Origin of the sequence: Streptomyces sp. DH-12 (assembly GCF_002899455.1) — a bacterium.
GTDB lineage: Bacteria > Actinomycetota > Actinomycetes > Streptomycetales > Streptomycetaceae > Streptomyces.
This window is the reverse complement of sequence record NZ_PPFB01000001.1, coordinates 1,275,175-1,295,965: the sequence shown is the minus strand read 5'-3', so window position 1 is coordinate 1,295,965 and position 20,791 is coordinate 1,275,175. Positions and strand designations below refer to the sequence as shown.

The 20,791-nt window shown below is 72.1% G+C and carries 16 protein-coding genes and 1 pseudogene; 8 read left to right on the top strand and 9 right to left on the bottom strand.

Translation table 11 applies throughout. The features are described 5' to 3' along the window. Positions 1-15 precede the first annotated feature (15 nt). On the bottom strand, positions 16-1,425 hold the full coding sequence (locus C1708_RS04765) for an MFS transporter (protein WP_106411465.1): 1,410 nt from the start codon (positions 1,423-1,425) through the stop codon (positions 16-18). Between the two features lie 435 nt (positions 1,426-1,860). Here C1708_RS04765 and fusA point away from each other — a divergent pair, with 435 nt between their 5' ends. Beyond that, on the top strand, positions 1,861-3,909 hold the full coding sequence (gene fusA / locus C1708_RS04760) for an elongation factor G (protein WP_106411464.1): 2,049 nt from the start codon (positions 1,861-1,863) through the stop codon (positions 3,907-3,909). A 294-nt stretch (positions 3,910-4,203) separates the two neighbouring features. Here fusA and C1708_RS04755 read toward each other — a convergent pair whose 3' ends face one another. Next, the gene (locus tag C1708_RS04755) at positions 4,204-4,413 is read right to left on the bottom strand and encodes a 4-oxalocrotonate tautomerase family protein (RefSeq protein ID WP_106411463.1); all 210 of its coding nucleotides are present in this window, start codon (positions 4,411-4,413) and stop codon (positions 4,204-4,206) included. Positions 4,414-4,540: 127 nt separating this feature from the next. Between C1708_RS04755 and C1708_RS04750 the strand changes: the two genes are divergently transcribed. Together C1708_RS04750 and C1708_RS04745 are read left to right on the top strand one after the other, a co-directional pair. Then, positions 4,541-5,398, top strand: coding sequence for a helix-turn-helix transcriptional regulator (locus tag C1708_RS04750; RefSeq protein ID WP_274543342.1), 858 nt, complete (start codon positions 4,541-4,543; stop codon positions 5,396-5,398). A gap of 120 nt (positions 5,399-5,518) precedes the next feature. Next, entirely contained in the window at positions 5,519-6,019 is a 501-nt protein-coding gene (locus C1708_RS04745) for a hemerythrin domain-containing protein (RefSeq protein ID WP_106411461.1), read from the top strand. Positions 6,020-6,064: 45 nt separating this feature from the next. Here the strand turns inward: C1708_RS04745 and C1708_RS04740 are convergent, their stop codons facing one another. The 5 genes from C1708_RS04740 to C1708_RS04720 all read right to left on the bottom strand — a co-directional run bounded on the left by C1708_RS04740 (position 6,065) and on the right by C1708_RS04720 (position 13,547). Then, positions 6,065-8,992, bottom strand: coding sequence for a DUF5682 family protein (locus C1708_RS04740; protein WP_106411460.1), 2,928 nt, complete (start codon positions 8,990-8,992; stop codon positions 6,065-6,067). Then, positions 8,989-10,113, bottom strand: coding sequence for an ATP-binding protein (locus tag C1708_RS04735; protein ID WP_106411459.1), 1,125 nt, complete (start codon positions 10,111-10,113; stop codon positions 8,989-8,991). Before C1708_RS04735 ends, C1708_RS04740 begins: the two co-directional genes overlap by 4 nt. 97 nt (positions 10,114-10,210) lie before the next feature. Then, on the bottom strand, positions 10,211-11,641 hold the full coding sequence (locus tag C1708_RS04730; RefSeq protein ID WP_106411458.1) for a vWA domain-containing protein: 1,431 nt from the start codon (positions 11,639-11,641) through the stop codon (positions 10,211-10,213). Next, the gene (locus C1708_RS04725) at positions 11,638-13,029 is read right to left on the bottom strand and encodes a hypothetical protein (RefSeq protein ID WP_106416151.1); all 1,392 of its coding nucleotides are present in this window, start codon (positions 13,027-13,029) and stop codon (positions 11,638-11,640) included. The genes C1708_RS04730 and C1708_RS04725 overlap by 4 nt, the downstream gene beginning before the upstream one ends. Next, the gene (locus C1708_RS04720; protein ID WP_198602398.1) at positions 13,029-13,547 is read right to left on the bottom strand and encodes a hypothetical protein; all 519 of its coding nucleotides are present in this window, start codon (positions 13,545-13,547) and stop codon (positions 13,029-13,031) included. Before C1708_RS04720 ends, C1708_RS04725 begins: the two co-directional genes overlap by 1 nt. Before the next feature lie 341 nt (positions 13,548-13,888). Between C1708_RS04720 and C1708_RS04715 the strand changes: the two genes are divergently transcribed. Then, a complete protein-coding gene (locus C1708_RS04715) occupies positions 13,889-15,511 on the top strand; it encodes a phosphodiester glycosidase family protein (RefSeq protein ID WP_106411456.1) in 1,623 nt (540 codons plus the stop codon). Between the two features lie 198 nt (positions 15,512-15,709). Continuing rightward, on the top strand, positions 15,710-16,744 hold the full coding sequence (locus C1708_RS04710) for an alpha/beta hydrolase (protein ID WP_106411455.1): 1,035 nt from the start codon (positions 15,710-15,712) through the stop codon (positions 16,742-16,744). A gap of 40 nt (positions 16,745-16,784) precedes the next feature. On the opposite strand, the gene C1708_RS04705 is transcribed toward C1708_RS04710, so the two are convergent. Further along, positions 16,785-17,522, bottom strand: coding sequence for a TioE family transcriptional regulator (locus tag C1708_RS04705; RefSeq protein WP_106411454.1), 738 nt, complete (start codon positions 17,520-17,522; stop codon positions 16,785-16,787). 70 nt (positions 17,523-17,592) lie between these two features. Here C1708_RS04705 and C1708_RS04700 point away from each other — a divergent pair, with 70 nt between their 5' ends. Together C1708_RS04700 and C1708_RS04695 are read left to right on the top strand one after the other, a co-directional pair. Next, positions 17,593-18,798, top strand: a complete 1,206-nt coding sequence (locus C1708_RS04700; protein WP_106411453.1) for an erythromycin esterase family protein — start codon at positions 17,593-17,595, stop codon at positions 18,796-18,798. A 60-nt stretch (positions 18,799-18,858) separates the two neighbouring features. Beyond that, positions 18,859-19,332: a hypothetical protein gene (locus C1708_RS04695; RefSeq protein WP_106411452.1), complete on the top strand. Its 474-nt coding sequence runs from the start codon at positions 18,859-18,861 to the stop codon at positions 19,330-19,332. Between the two features lie 76 nt (positions 19,333-19,408). Here the strand turns inward: C1708_RS04695 and C1708_RS04690 are convergent, their stop codons facing one another. Continuing rightward, positions 19,409-19,918, bottom strand: coding sequence for a hypothetical protein (locus C1708_RS04690; RefSeq protein WP_106411451.1), 510 nt, complete (start codon positions 19,916-19,918; stop codon positions 19,409-19,411). A gap of 197 nt (positions 19,919-20,115) precedes the next feature. On the opposite strand from C1708_RS04690, the pseudogene C1708_RS04685 reads away from it, so the two are divergent. Beyond that, positions 20,116-20,421 (top strand): annotated as a pseudogene (locus C1708_RS04685) (helix-turn-helix domain-containing protein); the annotation flags it as partial. Positions 20,422-20,791: the final 370 nt, after the last annotated feature.

The following is a 20,791-nucleotide window of genomic DNA, read 5'->3' as shown; positions in this document are numbered from 1 at the left end:
ACCGATCCAGGGCGCTCAGGGGGCCGCAGTGGCAGCCGCCTCCTCGCGGGCCGGAGTCTCGGGAGCCTCGCCCTCCTCCAGCCCCACGTCCTTCGTCTCCCGTCCGATCACCAGCGCCACCAGCGTCAGCAGGGCCATCGCCGAGAGGTAGACGCCGACCAGCCACGGGGAGCCGTCGCCGGCCTCCCACAGGGCCACCGCGATGAACGGGGCGACCGCCGCGCCGAGGATCGAGCTGACGTTGTAGGAGATGCCGGAGCCCGTGTAGCGCACGCTCGTCGGGAACAGCTCCGGCAGCAGCGCGCCCATCGGGCCGAACGTCATGCCCATCAGCGTGAAGCCGAACACCAGCCACAGCACCACGCCGACCGTGCCCAGGCCGATCAGCGGCACCCAGACCAGGCCGAAGACCAGGATCCCGGCCGTGACCGCGATCAGCGTGGCGCGCCGGCCGTAGCGGTCCGCGAGCGGGCCGGAGATCAGCGTGAACGCCGCGAAGAACAGCACCCCGAAGATCATCATCAGCACGAACGTCGAATAGCCGTAGCCCAGGCCCGGCACGTCCGCGTCCTTGGCCGCCCGTCCGTAGCTCAGCGAGAACGTCGTCATCAGGTAGAAGAGGACGTACGTCGCCAGCATGAAGAACGTGCCGAGGACGAGCTGCTTCCAGTGGTTCCGGAAGACCGTGGCCAGCGGCAGCTTCCGCACCAGGCCGGCCTCACGCGTCTTGGCGAACACCGGCGCCTCGACCAGGCGCATCCGCACCCACAGGCCGATCGCGACCATCACCGCGGAGAACAGGAACGGAAGGCGCCAGCCCCAGCTCAGGAAGGCCTCCGACGGCTGGGACGGGTCGGCGCCGGCCGAGGACGGCAGCAGTGCGCCGATGATCAGGAACAGGCCGTTGCCGATGATGAACCCCAGTGGGGCGCCCAGCTGCGGGAAGGTGCCGTACAGGGCGCGTTTGCCCTTCGGGGCGTTCTCGGTGGCGATCAGGGCCGCGCCGCTCCACTCGCCGCCGAGCGCGAAGCCCTGTGCCAGCCGCATCAGCACCAGCAGCGCGGTGGCCACCCAGCCGGCCTGCGCGTAGGTGGGCAGGACACCGATGAGGAACGTGGCGATGCCCATGGTGAGCAGGGAGGCCACGAGCGTTCCCTTGCGGCCGAGGCGGTCGCCGAGGTGGCCGAAGACCACCGCGCCGATCGGCCGGGCGACCATCGCGGCGCCGAACACCGCGAAGGACGACAGCAGCGCCGTGGTGGGGTCGCTGCTCGGGAAGAAGAGTGTGGGGAAGACCAGTACGGCGGCGGTCGCGTAGATGTAGAAGTCGTAGAACTCGATCGTCGTGCCGACGAGGCTGGCGACGAGTACGCGCGACCGCGAGTTGACGGGAGTCGGGGCCGGACTGGTGGTTGATGCGGGCATTTCACGGTCTTTCCACGGGGAACGATCGCTCCACATTCTCAGAAGGTCTCACGGCTCAGGAATGATGTTCCATCATGTGAGACAAATCCGCTGTGACCTGCTGCCGAAAATGCATGGCTCGGCGACCGTCGGCCTCCCTACACTCGGCGGGCAGGCGCGCGCCGTCCCCGGTCGGCGGCCCGCGCGCGTGGAGATCCGACCAGGGAAGGGAGCCCGGCCGTGCGTGACCACACCGCTGTCGCCGTCGTTCCCCGCTCCCGGTCCCGCCGGTCCGTGGTGATCCTCGTGTCTCCGGCCGCCCGGTGCCCGCTGCGCGGCCGGCACCGGATGCCCTGACGCACGTCGGACCGAACCCGTCCACGAGGGGTGCTCGGCGCCGTGCGCCGAGGGGAATCGCGCTGCCCTTTTCCGGTTCCATCCGAAAGGCCACGGGCCATGCGCACCACCGACCCACTCGCCGTCGTCCGCAACCTCGGCATCCTCGCCCACGTCGACGCCGGCAAGACCACCGTCACCGAGCGGATCCTGTACGCCACCGGCACCACCCACAAGCGTGGCGAGGTGCACGACGGCACCACCGTCACCGACTTCGACCCGCAGGAGCGCGACCGGGGCATCACCATCTTCTCCGCCGCCGTGACCTGCTCCTGGAACGGCCACCGGATCAACCTCATCGACACCCCGGGCCACATCGACTTCGCCGACGAGGTCGAGCGCTCCCTGCGCGTCCTCGACGGCGCGGTCGCCGTGTTCGACGCGGTCGCCGGGGTGGAACCGCAGAGCGAGTCGGTGTGGCGACAGGCGGACCGGCACGGCGTCCCGCGCATCGCGTTCGTCAACAAGATGGACCGCGCCGGGGCCGACCTCGACGCAGCCGTCGCCTCCATCCGGCAGCGGCTGCACCCGGTCCCGCTCGCCGTGCACCTGCCGATCGGGGCCGAGGACGCCTTCGCCGGGGTCGTCGACCTGCTCGGCATGCACGCCCTGACCTGGGACGACGAGGGCGAGGCCCGTGATCCGGCACCCGTGCCGGACGTCCTGCGCGAGGAGGCGCTGCGACGGCGACGGCTGCTGGAGGAGGCCGTCGCGGAACTGCACCCGGCCGCGCTGGAGGAGTTCTGCGACACGGGCGCGCTCCGCACCGGGACGCTCACGGCGGCCCTGCGGGACCTGACCGCACGCGGTGAGGCCGTGGTCGTGCTGTGCGGCTCCGCCTACCGCAACCGCGGGATCGAACCGCTGCTGGACGCCGTCCTCGCCTACCTGCCCTCACCGCTGGACGTGCCACCGGTGCGCGGCACGCACGACGGCGCCGAGCAGGAACGGCCCGCCGACCCGGCGGCACCGCTCGCGGCGCTCGCGTTCAAGGTGAACGCCACCGCCACCGGACGCCTCACCTACCTGCGCGTCTATTCCGGAACGATCGAACAGGGGGACACCGTGTGGGACGCCACCGCCGGCCGCGCCGAGCGCGTCGGCCGCATCCTGCGCGTCCGCGCCGACCGGCACGCGCGCCTGGACCGTGCGGTCGCCGGCGACATCGTGGCCGTGGTCGGGCTGAAGGCCGCCCGCGCCGGCGCCACGCTGTGCGCGCCGGACGCCCCGCTGGTGCTGGAGCCGCCCGGCACCGCCGAACCCGTCGTCTCGGTCGCCGTCGAGGCGCTGCGGAGCACGGACGCCGGGCGTCTGGCGTCGGGGCTGGCCCGGCTCGCCGAGGAGGACCCCTCGCTGGTCGTGCGCACCGACGCGGAGACGGGCCAGACGGTGCTGTCCGGCATGGGCGAACTGCACCTGGAGGTCGCGGTGGAACGGATCCGGCGTGACCACGGGCTGGGCGTCGCTGTCGGCCGGCCTCGCGTCAGCCACCGGGAGACGGTGGGCCGCGGCGTGTCCGGGTTCGTGTACCGGCACGTCAAACAGGACGGCGGGGCCGGACAGTTCGCGCACGTGGTGCTCGACGTCGAGCCGCTCGACGGCACCGGGAGCGGCTTCGCGTTCCGGTCGACGGTCGTCGGCGGCCGGGTACCGCAGGAGTACGTCCGTGCCGTCGAGGCCGGCTGCCGGGACGCGCTCGCCGAGGGACCGCTCGGCGGACACCCGGTGACGGGTCTGCGGGTGACGCTCACCGACGGCTCGACGCACGTCAAGGACTCCTCCGACACCGCCTTCCGCACCGCGGGCCGGCTCGGACTGCGGGACGCGCTGCGGGCGTGCGCGATGGTGCTGCTGGAACCGGTCGCCGAGGTCACGGTCACCGTGCCGCAGGACGCGGTGGGTTCCGTGCTCGGTGACCTGGCCGCGCGGCGCGGCCGGGTCACCGGCTCGGTCACCCGGGCGGGCGCGGCGGTCGTCACGGCGACCGTGCCGCTGGCCGAACTCTTCGGCTACGCGACCCGGTTGCGCAGCCGCACCCAGGGCCGCGGCACCTTCACCAGCCGGCCCACCGGCTACGCCCCGGCACCTGCCGGGGTGACCGCGCGGTAGGCGGCACGACTCGGCGGCCTCTCCCGGCTGGGGGAGGCCGCCCGTTGTCCAGCCCCGTGACGCCGCACCCCGGCAGGGCCTGGGCGGCCCGGCGACCTCGAGACCGTCGCGGCCCCGCTCGACCGGCTCGGCCTCGACTCCTGCGTCCCGCAGGCGGTGGCCGCGCCGGCCCACGTCGACCACGCCGCCCCGGCCCGCACGACCGAGGGCTCGGGACGCCGGTGCGCGGACATGATCCGCGGGCATGCGGAGCGGGCGCGGACGGCGGCGCACATCTGTACGCGGGGCACCGGTTCAGGTGCCGCCGTTGAGCAGGGCGGCGGTGAGGACGTGACCGCCCACGCCCCAGCCGCCGTCGGCGACCTCGTCGACCAGCACGACGGTGGTGGCGCGGGCGCGCTCACCGTAGATCTCGGCGTACAGCTCCGTGGTGCGCTCGACGATCGTCTGCTTGTCCTCGGCGGTGAGGGTGCCGGCGGGGACCTTGAAGTGGGCGAACGGCATGACGGGTCACTCCTGACGCTCGGGGCCCGCGGCGGTGCGCGGGCCGGTGTGCCTCCACAGTGCGGTGTGCCGGCCCGCCCAGCCAGGGGATGCCGTCCCCTGGGTCGGCGAGGCGCGCGGCCCGAGAATGGGAGGCATGGGTGCGGCGAAGTACATCGAGCTCGGGGCGTTCCTGCGGTCACGGCGGGACCGCATCCGCCCGTCCGACGTGGGCCTGCCCGCAGGACCCCGGCGACGGGTGCCGGGACTGCGCCGGGAGGAGGTCGCCCAGCTCGCCGGGGCGTCGGTCGACTACTACAACGAGCTGGAACGCGGAGCCGGTTCGCAGCCGTCGGAGCAGATGCTGGCCGCTCTGGCCCGGGCGCTGCGGCTGACCGCCGACGAACGCGACTACCTGTACCGCCTGGCGGACCGGCCCGTGCCCGCCCCGGCCGGCCCCGCCGCACACGTCCACCCCGGCATGCTCGACCTGCTCCAGCGGATGCCGTCGACGCCCGCCCAGGTCATCACCGATCTGCACGTCACGCTGGTGCAGAACCCGCTCGCGGTGGCCCTGCTCGGCGACCACTCCGGCTTCCGCGGCCCCCGCGCCAGCTTCGTCCACCGGTGGTTCACCGAGCCCGAGTCGAGACTGCTCTACCCCGAGGCCGACCACGCGAGCCAGTCCCGCGCCTTCGTCGCCGACCTCCGCGCGGCCGCCGCCCGCCGGGACGCCAAGGACACCGAGGTCACGTCGCTGGTCCACACGTTGCAGCGTGCCTCGCCGGAGTTCGCCGCGCTGTGGGCCGCCCACGAGGTGGCGTTCCGCCGCGACGACCGCAAACGGATCCGGCACCCCGCACTCGGCGTCGTCGAGGTCGACTGCCTCAACCTGTTCAGCGAGGACGGCCGGCAGCGCCTGCTGTGGTTCACCCCCGCCGTGGGCACGGACAGCGCCGGCCTGCTCGACCTGCTGGCGGTGGTGGGCACGCAGGAGGTCTCCTGAGGCACGTCGCATATGTCCCTTGCCGCGGCCTCGCGCTGCGTGATCGGATCGGAGCAGCATCGCGTGCCGGTGACGGTCTGCGTCAGGCATGGAGGTGCGGAACCGAAGGGACTGCCCCACGTGGCCTCCCACCACAGCGACCGTGCGGTCGCTTTGAGCCTGCAACTGTCACAAGCACATCAGGAACTGCGCCGCCGGCTGAACGACATCAAGGCGGATCTCGGACGCCGGCAGTTGAGCGACGACGCACTTGTCACCCACTGCCTGGCCTTTTGCGACGCGTTGACCTCGCACCATCAGGGCGAGGACGACGGGATGTTCTCCCGGTTGCTGCGCGAGCGCCCGGATCTCGAGGCGACCGTCGCGAACCTCGTCCAGGATCACGGAATGATCGCTTCGATCCTGTCCCAGGTGCGTGAACTCGCCGCCAGGGCCGTCGAAGCGTCCGGTCCGGACCTGGAGGCGATCGGCCGTGAGCTCGACGGACTGGCGGCGATCATGGAAAGCCACTTCAGCTACGAGGAACGGGTGATCGGCGCGGCGCTGGACGACGGAGTCGACGACACCGACTGGGCCGACACGGTCTTCCGGTTCGAGGGACAGGTGAGGCCGGCTCCCTGAGAGCAACCGGCCTCACCTCCGCCTCATCTCCGCCTCACCTCACCGTCACGCACCGGCGAGCAGAGCCTCCAGTGCTTCAGCCGCGGCGGGGTGCGTGACCGTCAGGGCGCCGACCGGCGAACCGGAATCGCCGGTCGGCGCCCAGCCGGCGTCACAGCCCAGCAACTCACTCACCGCGTCGCACGCCGCCGGGTACGCGGTCAGCAGTGCCGCGCCCGGTGAGGCGGGTGTGCCGTGCCGCTGCCAGCCGTCCTCGCACCCCAGCAGCCCCGCCACCGCGTCGCACGCCGCCGGGTGGGCGGCCAGCAGTGAGGCACCCGGGGGCGCCGGGGCGGCGGCCGTGCGCCGGGCGCGGACACTGAAGGGGTCCTCCTGCGGCTGCCGCCACGGCGGCACCCACGCATCCAGTGCAGGCAGCCGGCCCGGGAAGACGCGGCCCGCTTCGCGGATCAGCAGCGGGGCCAGGTCCGCGGCGCCCTTGCGCAGGGTGGTGATCAGCAGCGGCAGCCACGGGAGCAGCACCGTGTCCGGCAGGCGGCCGAACGCGTTCGACACCGCCTCCACCACCACGTCCGCCAGCCCCGGCACCGGCTCCAGCGCGTGCACGAAGCCGTTGAGGTAGCGAGGGTAGGAGGGCACCACCAGCGGGTTGTCCAGCAACGCGTCGCACCTGGCGCGCAGTTCGGCGCGCGACAGGGTGCCGAGCTGCACCTGCGCCGCCCACAGCAGGGCCGTCTTCGACGGGTCCTCCGGGTGCGACTGGGCGACCGCCAGCTCCAGCTGCGTACGGTCGCAGCCCAGCGACAGGGCCAGGCTCTCCATGCTGAACAGGAAGCCCAGCATCGCCGCGACCTGCCCCACCGTCGCGTCCTCGTCCCGGAACGCCGTCGGCAGCAGCGTGCAGTAGTGGGCGTACCCCGTCCTGACGAACGACTCGATCCACGACGGCAGTTCCGGCTGGCTCGTGCGGTAGTACGCCAGCAGCGTCCGTGCCCGGCGCAGCACCTCAGGCGCCCCGTCGACCGTGCGTTCCGCGGACAGCACCTTCAGCGCGTGGGTGCCCAGCTCCTCCGCCAGACGCCCGCTGCGCAGGTACAGCAGGGTGTCCTCGACTGCCGCCAGCACGCCTGCCGTGGTCGCCCGCGGCCCGTACGCCTCGCGCCGCAGCCGCTGCTCCAGCACCTGCTCGACGCTGACGCCCTCGTAGCCGAGCTCGATGAGCGCACGCTGATGGGTGCCGAGGGCCAGGTCCCAGGACTCCTGGATCGACCGCTCACCGAGCCGCCGCTCACCCATGATCGGCCGGGCCGCGGCCGCCGGCATCAGCCGCCGCAGCATCCACAGCACGTCCGAGCACGCCTCCAGCTCCGGCCGGCCGGCCATGTCCAGCAACGCCCGCTGCACACCCCGCTGCTGCAGCTTGAGCCCCAGCGGTTCCAGCCGGTCGTACACGTCCCGGGCGAGCGGCGGCAGCGCCTCGTAACCCACCTGCCCGACCCGGTCGCCGCCCATCATGATGTCGACGAGCCGCCGCACGTCCCGCCGCCCGGGCACGCTGTCCTTCTCGATGCAGGTGACCGCCGCGTCCTGGAAGTCGTACGGCGTCGGCTTGGCCCGGTCCCGCATCCCCGCGAGCAGGATCGACGTCTCGAAGACCGCGATGGCGTCCGCGGTGGAGGCGAGGTAGCCGTTGCGGCGGGCCGCCCGCACGATGTCCACGGACCAGCCGAGCAGTTCCGCCTCGTCCAGGCCGTCCAGCACGGGAGGCCGCCGCAGGAACCCGGACAGCCGGTCCGTGGCCGGCGCCGGGGCGGCCGGTGCGGCGCCGGCCGCCGCCTTCTTCGCGCGGGACTTTCGTGCCCCCGCCTGACCCTCCAGCCGGTACGGCTGTATCCGCGTCCGCTGCAGGCTCTTCTGCCACTGCGTCGCCGCGATCGACACCGAGCCGGGCGCCAGGCCGAACTGCGCCTCGATCGCCGCGTGACTCGACGGGATCAGCCCGTACTGCCAGGTGGTCGCCGTGCGCGGGGAGACGGTGAACCCGTCCGAGCGTCCGCGCACGCCGAACTCCTCCACCCGGCTCGCCGCGTGGAACGCCCCGCACACGTACAGGCAGTCCTCCGGGTCCGTGCCCGTCGCCGCCATGTGCTCGCGCATCCGCGTCCACATGTAGCGCTCGCGGTCCTCGTCCACCCGGACCCGGTCGCCGTCGCCCGGCGCCAGCCGCCGGAACAGGCTGCCGATGAGGAACATGACCTGGCGGTAGGTGTCGTGGTCGCTGTCCCCGAGCGGCACCTCGACGTACTGGTGCCACCACTCCGACCAGTGCCGCACCCTCCCGTGGCGCAGCAGATGCTCCTCCAGCTCGGCGAAGCGGGGGCGCAGGTCGCCGATCTCGACGCCGACCGCCTCGCCGTGCAGCGCGGCCTCCTCGGACTTCGGCGCATCCTCCGCGTCGGCCGAAGTCCCCTCGCCGTCCGTGGTGCCGGCGCGGTCCCACTGGAACACGTGGTCGGAGGAGCGGTCCACCAGGACCAGTTCGACGCCCGGGGTGTCCAGGGCGTAGGCGATGGCCTGGTACTCGGCGGACGCCTCCGTGATCGGCGCGACCACCGACAGCGGGGCCCACTCCTGGGGGAAGCCGTCGATCTCGCCGGCGAACGCCTGCACGGCCACGGGGAGCCGGCAGTTGCGCAGCTCGGTCAGCAGCGGCGCCATGTCCTCGCACAGCTCCAGGTACACCACCTTGGGCTGCTTCTCCCGCAGGCGGCGGGCCATGGCCAGGGCGGAGGCGGGGGAGTGGTGGCAGACCGGGAAGATCTCCAGCGGCTCCCGCACCGCCCGGTCGACGTCGTCGACCATGCCGAGAAGGATGCCCTCCAGCGCGTCCGGTCCGCCCGCGAACTCGGTCGCCGCCTCCTGCAACTGCGTACGCAGTGCGGTGAACACACCGCTCTCCTGGTGCCCGCTCACGACAGGGTGGCGATCGCGTCGCGGCCGCCCTCGAGGAACTCGGGCCAGGCCCCGCCCTCTTCCTTGCTGCGCGGCTCGACGACCCCGTGCAGATACTTGTTGAGGATGGCCAGGTCCTCCGGCTCGCGCCGGGTCAGCGAGCCCACCAGCGATGACGCCAGGGTACGGGCGGTCAGGGCGCGCTCGCCGAAGAAGTTGCTGTGCAGCACCGCGTCCTCCAGGACCCCGATCTGCTCGGCCGTCGACAGCGCGGACTCCAGCTTCTCGTCGTCGCTGCCGGCTGCCGCGGCGGAGGCCCGCAGGTCGGCGAAGCTCTGCAGCAGCACGTCGAGCAGCGTCGGCGGCACGTCCAGGTCGATCGCGTGCCGGCGCAGCAACTCCTCGGTGCGGAAGCGGACGATCTCCGCCTCGCTCTTCTTGTTCGTCACCACCGGGATGCGGACGAAGTTGAAGCGGCGCTTCAGCGCGGACGACAGGTCGTTGACGCCCCGGTCGCGGCTGTTGGCGGTGGCGATGATCGAGAAGCCGGGCTTGGCGAACACGATGTTGTCGTCGCCGCCCCCGCTCTCCAGCTCGGGAACGGAGATGTACTTCTCGGACAGGATCGAGATGAGCGCGTCCTGCACGTCACTGGTGGACCGGGTCAGCTCCTCGAAGCGGCCGATGGCGCCGGCCTCCATCGCGGTCATGATCGGGGAGGGGATCATCGACTCCCGCGACTGCCCCTTGGCGATCACCATCGACACGTTCCACGAGTACTTGATGTGGTCCTCGGTGGTGCCGGCCGTGCCCTGGACCACCAGCGTGGAGTTGCGGCAGATCGCCGCGGACAGCAGCTCGGCCAGCCAGCTCTTGCCCGTGCCGGGGTCACCGATGAGCAGCAGACCACGGTCGGAGGCGAGGGTGACGATCGACCGCTCCACGAAGCTGCGGTCGCCGAACCACTTCTGCGAGATCTCACGGTCCAGCCCGTCGGCCCGCTCGGAGCCGAGGATGAACAACCGCACCATCTTCGGGGAGAGGCGCCACGAGAACGGCTTGGGGTTGTTGTCGATCGACTCCAGCCAGTCGAGCTCCTCGGCGTACTTGATCTCGGCGGGGGCGCGCAGCAGTTCGGACATGAGGAATGAGCCTTTCGCAGTGAAAAACGAGAAGTCGGGAGGGTGAGAAGTCAAGAGGGGGAGAAGCCGAGAGAGTGAGATGCCGGGAAGGCGACGGTCACGTCAGGAACGTCTTCAGCTCGTGCACGAGCTTCTTGATGTGGCCCGATATCACCGGCGTGCCCAGGTCCTTGAACTTCTCCCGGAACCAGGGGTTGACGCTGCCGCGGCCGGAGCTGGTCACCGATCCCACCGGGATGAACTTCGCCCCGGAGCGGTGGATGGCGGCCATGCTCTCGAACAGCTCCTCCGTGCGCCATTCGTAGAAGTCGGAGATCCACACCACGACGGTGTTGCGCGGCTCGGCGATCTTGGGCTGGGCGAGCGCCATGGCGACCGTGCCGTCCGTGCCGCCGCCCAGCTGGGTGCGCAGCAGCGTCTCGAACGGGTCGTGCGCCCAGGGCGTCAGGTCCAGAGCCTGCGTGTCGTACGCGATCAGGTGCACGTCCACCTTCGGCAGGCCGGCGAAGATCGACGCCAGGATGGTGCAGTTGACCATCGAGTCGACCATGGACCCCGACTGGTCCACCACGACGATCAGCCGCTGCGGGGTCGTCTTGCGGCTGGTGTGCCGGTAGTAGAGCCGGTCGACGTAGAGCCGCTCCTGCTCAGGGTCCCAGTTGGTGAGGTTCTTCCAGATGGTGCGGTCCAGGTCGAGGTTGCGGAACACCCGCTTGGGCGGGACGGACCGGTCCAGCTCACCGACCGTGGCCTTCTCCACCTGCGTGCGCAGCACCTCGGTGACCTCGTCGACATAGCGCCGGATCAGCGCCTTGGCGTTGGCGAGGGCGACCCCGGAGAGGTTGTTCTTGTCCCGCAGCAACTGCTCGATCAGCGACATGCTCGGCGTCAGGCGCGAGGCGAGCGCCGGGTCGGCCAGCACCTCCCGCAGATGCATCCGCTGCACGAGACCGGCTTCGATGGAGCCCAGCTCCGGACCGATCTCGGGGATCAGCCTGCTCAGGTCGGGCGCGGGCGAGCCGACACCGGTGCCGGTCGGGCTGACGCCTCCGCCGGCGCCCGCCCGACTGCCACCGCGGCCGCCGCGCAGGTCACCGGGCCTGCAGCCCAGCGCCCGCTCCAGCCATCCGGCGTCCGACTGCCAGCGGGCCAACTGCTCGGCGGTGACCGTGCCGCTGCCGGTCGAGAAGACGTTGAGCAGCACCTTCGACGCGAGCGCCGCCCGCCGCACCTCGGCGGCCCGGTCCCGCGCACCGTCCGCGTCCGGCTCCGGCGTCATCAGCCCGTCGAACTCGGCGGCCAGCTCGGGGTGCCGCTGCACCACCGAGTCGACCGACGCGGCCGGATCGAGCAGCGCCACCGGCAGACCGATGTCCTCGACCACGGCGACACTCGCCGACTCCAGCGACGCCTGCTCCTCCGTGTCGAAGAGGCGGGCCAGCAGCCGCCAGTACAGGACCTGCCGACGGTTCTCGTCGGAGTCGGGGGCCGGGACGTCCCCCAGTGCGCCGGTGTTCTCCTCGCTCATTTCCGCAGCAGCCTTCCCGCGCGCTCGCGCAGCACGGTGACGGCGTCGGTGGCCGCCTTCTCGGCCCGTACGCCCGCCTTGTCGGCCGTGCCGCCGGCCCAGGCGCCCGCGTGCACGGCGACGGGCTTCTTCCGCACCGTCCGCTCGACGGCCAGCGGCTGGAGCAGGAACGTCCCGGCGTCCCAGCGCAGCAGACCGAGACACGCGGCGGACGAGGCCACGGCCTCGGCGGTCAGCGGACCGGCGGCAGGCACCCGGCCGGCGTCGACGGCGAGCCGCTCCCCGGCGACCCGGAAGGCGATCCCGTCGTCCTCCTCCTCGACGGCGTACCCCTCGAGCAGCACGGGCACGGCGATCCGCGCCGGATGCCGGTCCACCGGCGTCACAGGGGCGGAGACCGCCGTGGGCAGCGCCACCCGCGCGGTGGTGAAGACCTCCGCGGGCTCACCCGGCGTGGCGCGGGCGTCGTCCCAGATCAGATCGCCCTCGGCGGTGACCGGCATGGAGTCGAGCTCCATGGCGCGGCCCTCGCTCACGGCGGCCAGCAGCGACATGTGAGGCCGCAGCAGCTGCCACAGTCCCGCGCCGACGACGGTGTCCGGCTTGGGCGCGGACACACTGGCCCGCACCAGGCGGGGCGTCCCTCCGTCCGCCGGCTCGAACACCGCGTGCACCTGCGCCTGCACCGCGGTGGCGTGCTCGTGCAGATCGACACCGAGCGGCAGCAGACGGCCGGTGGCCTCCGTGACGGCGGTCGCCCGGTCCGCGCCGGGCAGCGTCAGCAGCATCGCCCGCGACCACAGGTCGGCCCACCGGCGCACCGGGATCCGCTCCAGCGTGGCGCCGGGGCAGGACGCGGCGAGCTCCGCGGCGAACCCGTCGAGCAGCGCGGCGAGCCGCCGCAGCGCCGGCTCGGGCAGCATCGCGGACACCACGGGAGCGGCGCCGCCGACCAGTTCGTGGTCGATGCCCTGCCAGCCGGCCCGCGCCAGATCGCACAGCCAGCCGCGCGCCGCCACCAGCAGGTTCACCGGATGCTCGGCGCCCGCGGCCGGAGCGGCGGACCCCTCGCCGCGCGGCCGCCCGACCGCCTCCTCGACCCGCGCGACGAGCGCGTCGTGCACGGAACCCAGCAGCGCGGTGCGCGCGGCGGCCAGCGCCATGAAGTGGTCCTCGTCCGCGGCCCCCGCCGCGGTCTTCTCCGCCGCCTCGGCGACCCGTCCGGCCAGCGGCGACCCGGCGACGGCGTCGGCCAGCCCGGCCAGTCCGCCCGCCTGCGCCGGCTGCGGGCGCAGCAGTCCGCCGACGAGCACCTGGTCGAACCCGTCCACGGCGGCCAGAGCCTCGTCCAGCCCGTCGACGGCGTCGGTCAGCAGATCCGCCCGCATCACGCCACCGCCCCGGTCGTCGGGAACCAGTGCATCTCCGGCAGGGGAGCGGTCGTCGGCGCGAACTCCAGGTAGGCCAGATGGCGCAGGAACCGGCTGAACACCTGGGCCGCCGCCGACCTGTCCCCCTGAGCGGGACGCGTCGCCGTCATGGCCGTGGTCAGACCGTGGGTGTCCGCCTGCTCACCGGCGACGTCCACCTTCAGGTACCGGGCCACGCGGTCCGCGCCGTACTGCAGCACGGCCTCCCCGATCAGCGCCCGTATGTGGTTGCAGAAGGCGCCGCGCGCCCCGCCGCAGGGCCGGTTGTTGTTCGTGCTGCACGAGAACGCGTACGTCCCCGCCTCCACCGACGACACGTACACCCGCCCGATGTCGGAGCCGCTGGACACCACACCCTGCAACCGCCCGTCCGCCAGCTCGACGAACGGCACCTTGGCGAGCTTCCGCGGCCGCGCGGACGGCACCACCCGCACCGTGCTCGACCTCTCCCAGAGTGACAACGCACCATCTCCCATGCATGCGAAAGGGGATGTCCTCGCCAGATCGGCGGAACACGAGGAAATCTATCGACGGCCACTGACAACGACTCCGGGCTGTGGACAAGTGCGGAGCTGTGGACGTCGCCGTCACCCGATGGTGTGGCCGGCGCGCTCACCGGGGCGGGCCGCGCCCCTCGACTGGCAGGACAGCACGCCTTCTTGACGCACGTTCCCACAGGTCGATACTTGTCCAGCGTGCGTTAAGTGACTGTTCGTGACGCCGTCAGCACAAGGCGAGAAAGTGACGCATGTTCCCGACCGGGGCTTCGCTCCACGAGTGACGCGGGCAGGCTCGACGCGCGAGAGGGCGGTCAAGGATGAAGAAGAAGAGACTGGGCGGGGCGGCCGTCGCCCTCGGCGTCGTCCTGGCGGTGACCGGCCTTCCGGCCCAGGCGTCCACCGGCAACCAGGCCGCCGACGCCCGCGCGGCCCTCCCGCTGGGCCCGGCCGGCCTCGCCGAGACCCGCACCACACAGACCTTGCAGCCAGGCCTGACGCTCACCCGCATCGTGCGCGGCGCCGTGGACCCGGCACACCGCTGGACCGTCGAGGCGACCATCCCCGGCGGCGACACCTCACCCGACCCCGACGCGCCGCCGACCACCCTCAAGGACAAGGCCAGCGCCGACGAACTCGTCGCCGACCTGCGAGGCGACGGCTTCGACGCGCGGGCCGAACAGGTGACGACACCGAGGACGACGGACTTCGCGGGCGGAACGCTCGGCTGGCGCGTGCGCATCGGCAGCTTCTCCTCCCGGTCCGCCGCGACAGCGGAACGCACCCGCGTGATCAACGCCGGTCACACCGGCTCGGTCACCTACACCGGCTGGGACGGTACGACCACGGACCGAGGCCCCTGGCGCATCGACGTCCTCACCATCGACCCGCGCACCTTCCGCGGCACCCTGGACGCCACCCACGGCCCCGACGTCGAGAACCGCGAGACCGTCAGCGCCCTCGCCGCCGACGCCGGTGCCGTCGCCGCGGTCAACGCGGGCTTCTTCGTCCTCGACCCCCGATCCGGCGCGCCCGGCGACCCGGCGGGCGTCGGCGTGTACGACGGACGCCTGCTGAGCGAACCGGTCAGCGGGCGCCCCGGCTTCGTCGTCCACGACGACGGCCGGAGCGCGCAGATCACCCGCCTCACCTGGCAGGGACGGGTCACCGCCCGCGGCACCTCCCTGCCGCTCGACGGCGTCAACCGCGTACCCGGCCTGATCCGCAACTGCGGCGGCAGCGAGGGCGACAGCCCGACCGCCCTGCCCCTGCACGACGTCACCTGCACCAATCCCGACCAACTCGTCGCGTTCACACCGGAGTACGGCGCGAACACCCCGAAGGGCGAGGGCGCGGAAGCCGTCCTGGACAGCCGAGGCCGCGTGCTGGAGCTGCGTTCCGTCCGCGGCGGCCCCCTCCCGCGCGGCGGCAGCTCGATCCAGGCGACCGGCCGGCACGTGGCCGCCCTGACGGCCCTGGCCCGCCCCGGCGAGCGCCTGCGCCTCGAGACGACCCTCCGCGACGACCGAGGCCGCCGAGTGACGCCGTCGCCCGGTACGGACATCGTCAACGGGGGACCCGAACTGGTCCGCGACGGACGCCTGCACGTCACCCCGGCCACCGACGGCATGGTGCACCCGGGTGATCCCAGCTGGTACTACGGCTGGGTCCACAAGCGCAATCCCCGCACCCTCGCCGGGACGGACGCGGCCGGCCGCACCGTCCTGGTCACCGCGGACGGCCGCGGCACGGACTCGCTCGGGCTGAGCATCACCGAGAGCGCGAAGGTGGCCCGGTCGCTGGGCCTGCGGGACGCCGTCAACCTCGACGGCGGCGGCTCCACGACGATGGTGGCCAACGGACAGGTGATCAACACCCCGTCCGACGCGGCGGGCGAACGGCCGGTAGGAGACGCGTTGTTGGTCTTGCCTCGGAAGCGGTGACACGCCGGCACACGGCCAGAGGCGCGGGGGGCGCACCGTGGTCGCGGTGTCGTTCGGGACCGGGGCGGCACCGTCCCGAGAACGGCCGACTCCTGGACTGTCGCGCACCGACTCCTGTGGAGGATGCTGCCCGAGAGCAAGGTGAATACGTCCCGCCCACCGTTGATCCAGTGACGAACCGCACCGCAGGGAGCCGCCGTGACCGCCGTCGTGACCTTCCGAGCCCGTGTCCGTCTCGTCCTCGCCGCCCTGATCCTCGCGCTCGTACCGGCCGCACCGACGCTCGCCGCCCCGGCCCCTGCGGGCGCCGCCGAGGAGCGTTCCCCTGCCCAGGGGGAGACGGGGCGGCGCGGTGCCGAAGTCGTGGCGGTCACGCAGGTCGCGGAGCGGCAGGTCGACCTGTCGGTCCGTTCGACGGCGCTCGGCGGCCGGACCGTCAAGGTCCGCCTGCTGACCCCCGACGGCTGGAACCCGGCCGACCGACGCCAGCACTGGCCGACCCTCTGGCTGTTGCACGGCTGCTGCGGCAATTACACGTCCTGGACCGCGATGACGGACGTCGCCGAGACCGACAGTCTGCGCGACGTGCTCGTGGTCATGCCCGAGGCCGGCTGGAACGGCTGGTACAGCGACTGGTGGAACCACGGTGAGGGCGGCGACCCCGCCTGGGAGACCTTCCACACGGTCGAACTCCGTCACCTCCTCGAACGTGACTGGGGCGCCGGCCGCAACCGCGTCGTCGCCGGGCTGTCGATGGGCGGCCAGGGCGCCCTGCTGTACGCCGCCCGGCACCCCGGCATGTTCAAGGCGACCGCCGCCTACTCGGGTTCCGCGCACCCCCTCCTCAACGACGAGTCGGTCGACCGCATCCTGGGCCTGTTCGCCGGCCAGGGCAACGACCCCCTCCGGGTGTGGGGTGACCCGGTCGCCCAGCGCCGCATCTGGCAGGCCCACGACCCGTTCCACCTGGCGAAGCGCCTCAAGTCGCTGCCCGTCTACCTGTCCTGCGGCGACGGCACGGCGGGCCCGCTGGACACACCGGGTGCGTTCAGCGCCCTCGAGGCGGACTTCAACCGCCAGAACCACGCCCTCGCCGCCGAGTTGAAGCGCGTGGGAGCCAAGCGCCTGACCACCAACTTCTACGGCGCCGGCACCCACACGTGGCGTTACTGGGAACGCGAACTGCACGCTTCCCTGCCGATGCTGCTGGGCGCACTGGGTGTGAAGGGCTGACACGCCAGAGGGGGGCCGCTCCCGCCGCACAGGGGCAGACTCACCCACGCTCCCGCAGATACGCGTCCAGCGCGGCGGCCCCGCGCAGCATCGCCCGTCCGCGGCCGGACAGCCGGCCGTGCCAGTCGCGTAGAGCACCCTCGAGGGGTTCCAGGCCGCCGGCTGTCCGCACCTGAGTGATCAGCGGGGCGATCCGCTCGAGCGGGTGACCGCCGCGCCTGAGCTGACGCACCAGGTGCGCGTCCCGCACGTCGGCCGGGTCGTACACCCGGTATCCGGTCACCGGGTCGCGCCGCGGACGTACGAGTCCGGCGTCCTCCCACTTGCGCAGGGTCGCCGGACGGACGCCCAGTTCCTCGGCCAGGGGGCCGATGAACACCGGCCCGGACCGGCGGTGCCCGAAGGCCGAATCCGTGGACGCCGTGTCCGAGGTGAGCCCGCGCAGCGCGTCCTCCACGGCTCGCAACGTGCGCCGGTCGTGAAGCAGCCGGGTGTGACTCTCGTCGATGAGGTGGAGGGCCTCGTCGACGGCGTCCCGGTTCACGGCCTGCATGACCGCCGTCGCCGTCGCGTGCCCGTGCCCCGGCACGAGGGCGAGGAACGCGTTCAACGCCCGCTCGTGCAGCGGAGCGTAGACGCGGTAGCCGTGGGCCGTCCGGTCGGCGGCCGGGAGGATCCCGGCCTCCTCGTAGTTCCTCACCGCCTGGGTGGACAGTCCGTGCCGACGCGCCAGGTCCACCGGCCTCAGCTTGCCACTCGTTTGAAGGTTGTGACCCACGGTTCCGAGGATACAGAGGGAAAACAGCGATCAAACCTTCAACCGAAAGTTCAACGATACCGTTGAACGCATGGAAACCGGAATCAAGGACTGCGCCCGCCCCGTCGAGGCCTCGGCACTCATGGAACTGCTGCCGACCCGCCCCCGCCTGCTCGCCCTCGGCGAGCCCACACACGGCGAGGAGACCCTCCTCGACCTGCGCAACACGCTCTTCCAGCAACTCGTGGAACAGGAGGGCTATCGGACCATCGTGCTCGAAAGCGACTGTCTGAAGGCGCTGACCGTGGACGCGTATGTCACCTCGGGCGAGGGCTCCCTCGACGACGTCATGGAGCGAGGCTTCAGCCACGGATGGGGCAGCTCGCAGGCGAACCGCGAACTGGTGCGCTGGATGCGCGAGTTCAACGTGGATCGCCCCGCGGTGGAGCAGGTCCGGTTCGCAGGCATGGACGGCCCGCTGGAGATCACAGGCGCCGAAAGCCCGCGCCAGGCCCTTGCCTCGCTCCACGCCTACCTGGCGGCCCACATCGACGAGGACCTGCTGCCCTGCACGGCGGACGCACTCGACGGGCTCCTCGGCGCCGACGCGCGGTGGACCGATCAGGCGGCCATGATGGACCCGTCCCAGTCCATCGGCCGCACGCAGGAGGCACACGAACTGCGGTTGCTCGCCGACGACCTGACCGCCCTGCTGGAGACGCAGGCACCGCACCTCGCCGCGGTGTCGTCACCGGCCGACCGGGACCGCGCGCACCTGTACGGACGCACCGCCGTCGGCCTGCTGCGCTACCACTCCTGGATGGCGGACACATCGTCCGCCCGCATGGCCCGCCTGCTCGCCACGCGGGACGGCATGATGGCCGGGAACCTCCTCGCCCTCGCCGCACGCGGACCGGTGCTCGTCCACGCCCACAACAGCCACCTGCAGCGCGACAAGAGCGCGATGAGCATGTGGGGTCATCCGAAGGTGGAGTGGTGGAGTGCCGGGGCCCTGGTGAGCGCGCATCTCGGTGATGAGTACGCCCATCTGGCGACCGCCCTGGGCACGATGAGGCACCAGGGCGTCGACGCCCCGCCCGCGGACACGGTGGAGGGCGTCCTGCACGCCCTGCCCGGAGCCCACTTCGTGATCGGCTCCGCGCGACTCACCGCCGCGGCACGCGCCGTACCCGTCGTTCCACGCGTGTCCCCGTACTTCGGCTACGCCCCGCTGGACCCGTCCCACCTGCCTCGCATCGACGGCATCGTGTACGTCAAGGACGTCCCGCACGGCTAAAGTCGGTGTGACGGCGCGTACGACGGTCCCGCCCCGTCCGGAGGGGAGGCGACGAAACCGTTGTTCGCACTGCCGGTGCTCGGTCTGTCCGTGGTCTGTGCTGTCGCGGTGCTCATCTCGGTGGCACGGGCCGTCGCGATGGCGCTCCCCGGCCGGCCCCGGCCCTGGGCCGAACACCTGCTGCGCCGGACGGCGGCAGCGTTCGGATGGGCTGCCGGTGCTGTCTATGCCGTGGGGCTGGCCGGTGTTCTGTGGTCGGAGGCGGAGGTCGGCGACGGCGCCGACTCGACCCCGGCGCCGGCCTGCCGCTTCGGCTTCGACCCGGAGACGATCCAGGGCCTGTCCCACCACCGTGCCTCCTACCTCCCCCTCCGCTTCGACTGCGTCCGGGAGGACGGCAGCGTCTACGCCGGCGATCCCGGCCTGGTGGGGATGAACTGGACGTGGGTCTCGCTCGCCCTGGCCGCGGCACTGCTCGTCATCGGCATGCACTGCCGAGCCGAGCTCCGCGCCCGGAAGGCGGCGGCACGGTGACGCTGCTCCTGGCCGGTGCCGGCCAGGACCGTCACGGGGACGTGATCACGACAGCGGACAGGCCGTGGAGCGTGGGTCACAACCAGTCGTCGCAGGATTCGTCCTCCGTGGCGGGGGGACGCACGACCACGACGAGCTGCACCGGTGTGTCGGTGTCGTCCTGTTTGACGCCTACGAGGAGCTCCTTTCCGGGTACCTTCCACGCGCGGTACTCGATGAAGGAACTGACGTCCGCGACGTGCTCATCGGCCTCCTCCGGTCGGTCCCAGGGGGCTCCGCACCGCAGTTGCTCCGTGACTTCCGGCAGCTTTGCCGCGCCTGCGGCGTAAAGGCCGCCCAGGTGCGCGTCCATGTCCGGCGCATCGTCCTGGACCTCGTGGAACCACAAGGTGAACTCGACGTCGACCGGGCCATCGCCCTGGACCCAGGCACGGGCGCCGTGACGATTCCACGTGGTGGCCCAGCTCCTGGACGGATTCCTGTGCTCGCCCGGCCACCCCGCAGCGGTGAGGATCGCCTCCACCGCGGAGCCTTCGAGCTGGTCCAGCTCGAGCAGTCGGGCGATTTCCGCACTTACGTCAACCATTTACTCATCCCGCTCATTCCATTGAGCGTTTTCCGACCTGCCGCGCGAGTTGGAAAGGTGGGCTGACGGGCAGGTGAAGCCCTTGGCGGATGGGTTTTCGACCAAGAAATCCTTCTCCACCAGAGGCTTCGTGTGCTTGTCCGCCCTTCCCCAAGCTCTCGGCTTCGCTCGAGCAGGGGAGACCCCATCGCGTCGACGTGTCCAGCTCTGCTCTGCGCTTCCTGTCCGCCGAGTTCCGCCAACACCGTCGGGGGCCCGGTACCCGGTGGCGGCGCCTGAGCCCCGGTCGGCAGGCCCTGCTCGCCCTCGCCCGCCTCCGCAACGGCCACCCGTACGCCCAGCTCGCAACCGGATTCGGCATCGGCGCCACGACCGCCCACCGCTACATCGCCGAGGCCGTCGAACTCCTGGCCGCCCTCGCCCCAACCTTCGCGGAGGCGGCCCGGACAGCACCGACGAAGGCATTCGTGCTGCTGGACGGCACCCTGCTGCCCATCGACCGGGGCACCTCCCAGCCGAAGGCGGGGGGACGTCGCTGCGGACCGCCCCTTCTGTGCCGGACCGAGCACCCTCTGGTACCGGGCCTGCGCTTCCTCCAGTGACTCGTACCCCGGCACCTCCGTCGCGAAGGCCGGGAACACGATGTGCGTCACAGCCGTGAGGTCGGGATGCTGAACCCGGTGATGGCCGTGGACCTCGGGAGCCGCGGCGGCCACCGCGTCGAAGTCGTAACCGGCCGCGGAGAAGCCCTGAACAGCCGTGAGGGGCCGGTCTGCCCTGGTCAGCGTTTCCTCGTGCCGCCGAGCGAACGCGAGAACGTCTCGCGCGAGCCTCTCGTCGTGCGTGCCACGCTGGTTGGTCTGCAACAGCCGG

Excerpts from the sequence above, each read along its gene's own strand:
- C1708_RS04765 (WP_106411465.1), bottom strand. The coding sequence starts at position 1,425 with ATGCCCGCATCAACCACCAGTCCGGCCCCGACTCCCGTCAACTCGCGG.
- fusA (WP_106411464.1), top strand. The coding sequence starts at position 1,861 with ATGCGCACCACCGACCCACTCGCCGTCGTCCGCAACCTCGGCATCCTC.
- C1708_RS04755 (WP_106411463.1), bottom strand. The coding sequence starts at position 4,413 with ATGCCGTTCGCCCACTTCAAGGTCCCCGCCGGCACCCTCACCGCCGAG.
- C1708_RS04750 (WP_274543342.1), top strand. The coding sequence starts at position 4,541 with ATGGGAGGCATGGGTGCGGCGAAGTACATCGAGCTCGGGGCGTTCCTG.
- C1708_RS04735 (WP_106411459.1), bottom strand. The coding sequence starts at position 10,113 with ATGTCCGAACTGCTGCGCGCCCCCGCCGAGATCAAGTACGCCGAGGAG.
- C1708_RS04730 (WP_106411458.1), bottom strand. The coding sequence starts at position 11,641 with ATGAGCGAGGAGAACACCGGCGCACTGGGGGACGTCCCGGCCCCCGAC.
- C1708_RS04725 (WP_106416151.1), bottom strand. The coding sequence starts at position 13,029 with ATGCGGGCGGATCTGCTGACCGACGCCGTCGACGGGCTGGACGAGGCT.
- C1708_RS04720 (WP_198602398.1), bottom strand. The coding sequence starts at position 13,547 with ATGGGAGATGGTGCGTTGTCACTCTGGGAGAGGTCGAGCACGGTGCGG.
- C1708_RS04715 (WP_106411456.1), top strand. The coding sequence starts at position 13,889 with ATGAAGAAGAAGAGACTGGGCGGGGCGGCCGTCGCCCTCGGCGTCGTC.
- C1708_RS04700 (WP_106411453.1), top strand. The coding sequence starts at position 17,593 with ATGGAAACCGGAATCAAGGACTGCGCCCGCCCCGTCGAGGCCTCGGCA.
- C1708_RS04690 (WP_106411451.1), bottom strand. The coding sequence starts at position 19,918 with ATGGTTGACGTAAGTGCGGAAATCGCCCGACTGCTCGAGCTGGACCAG.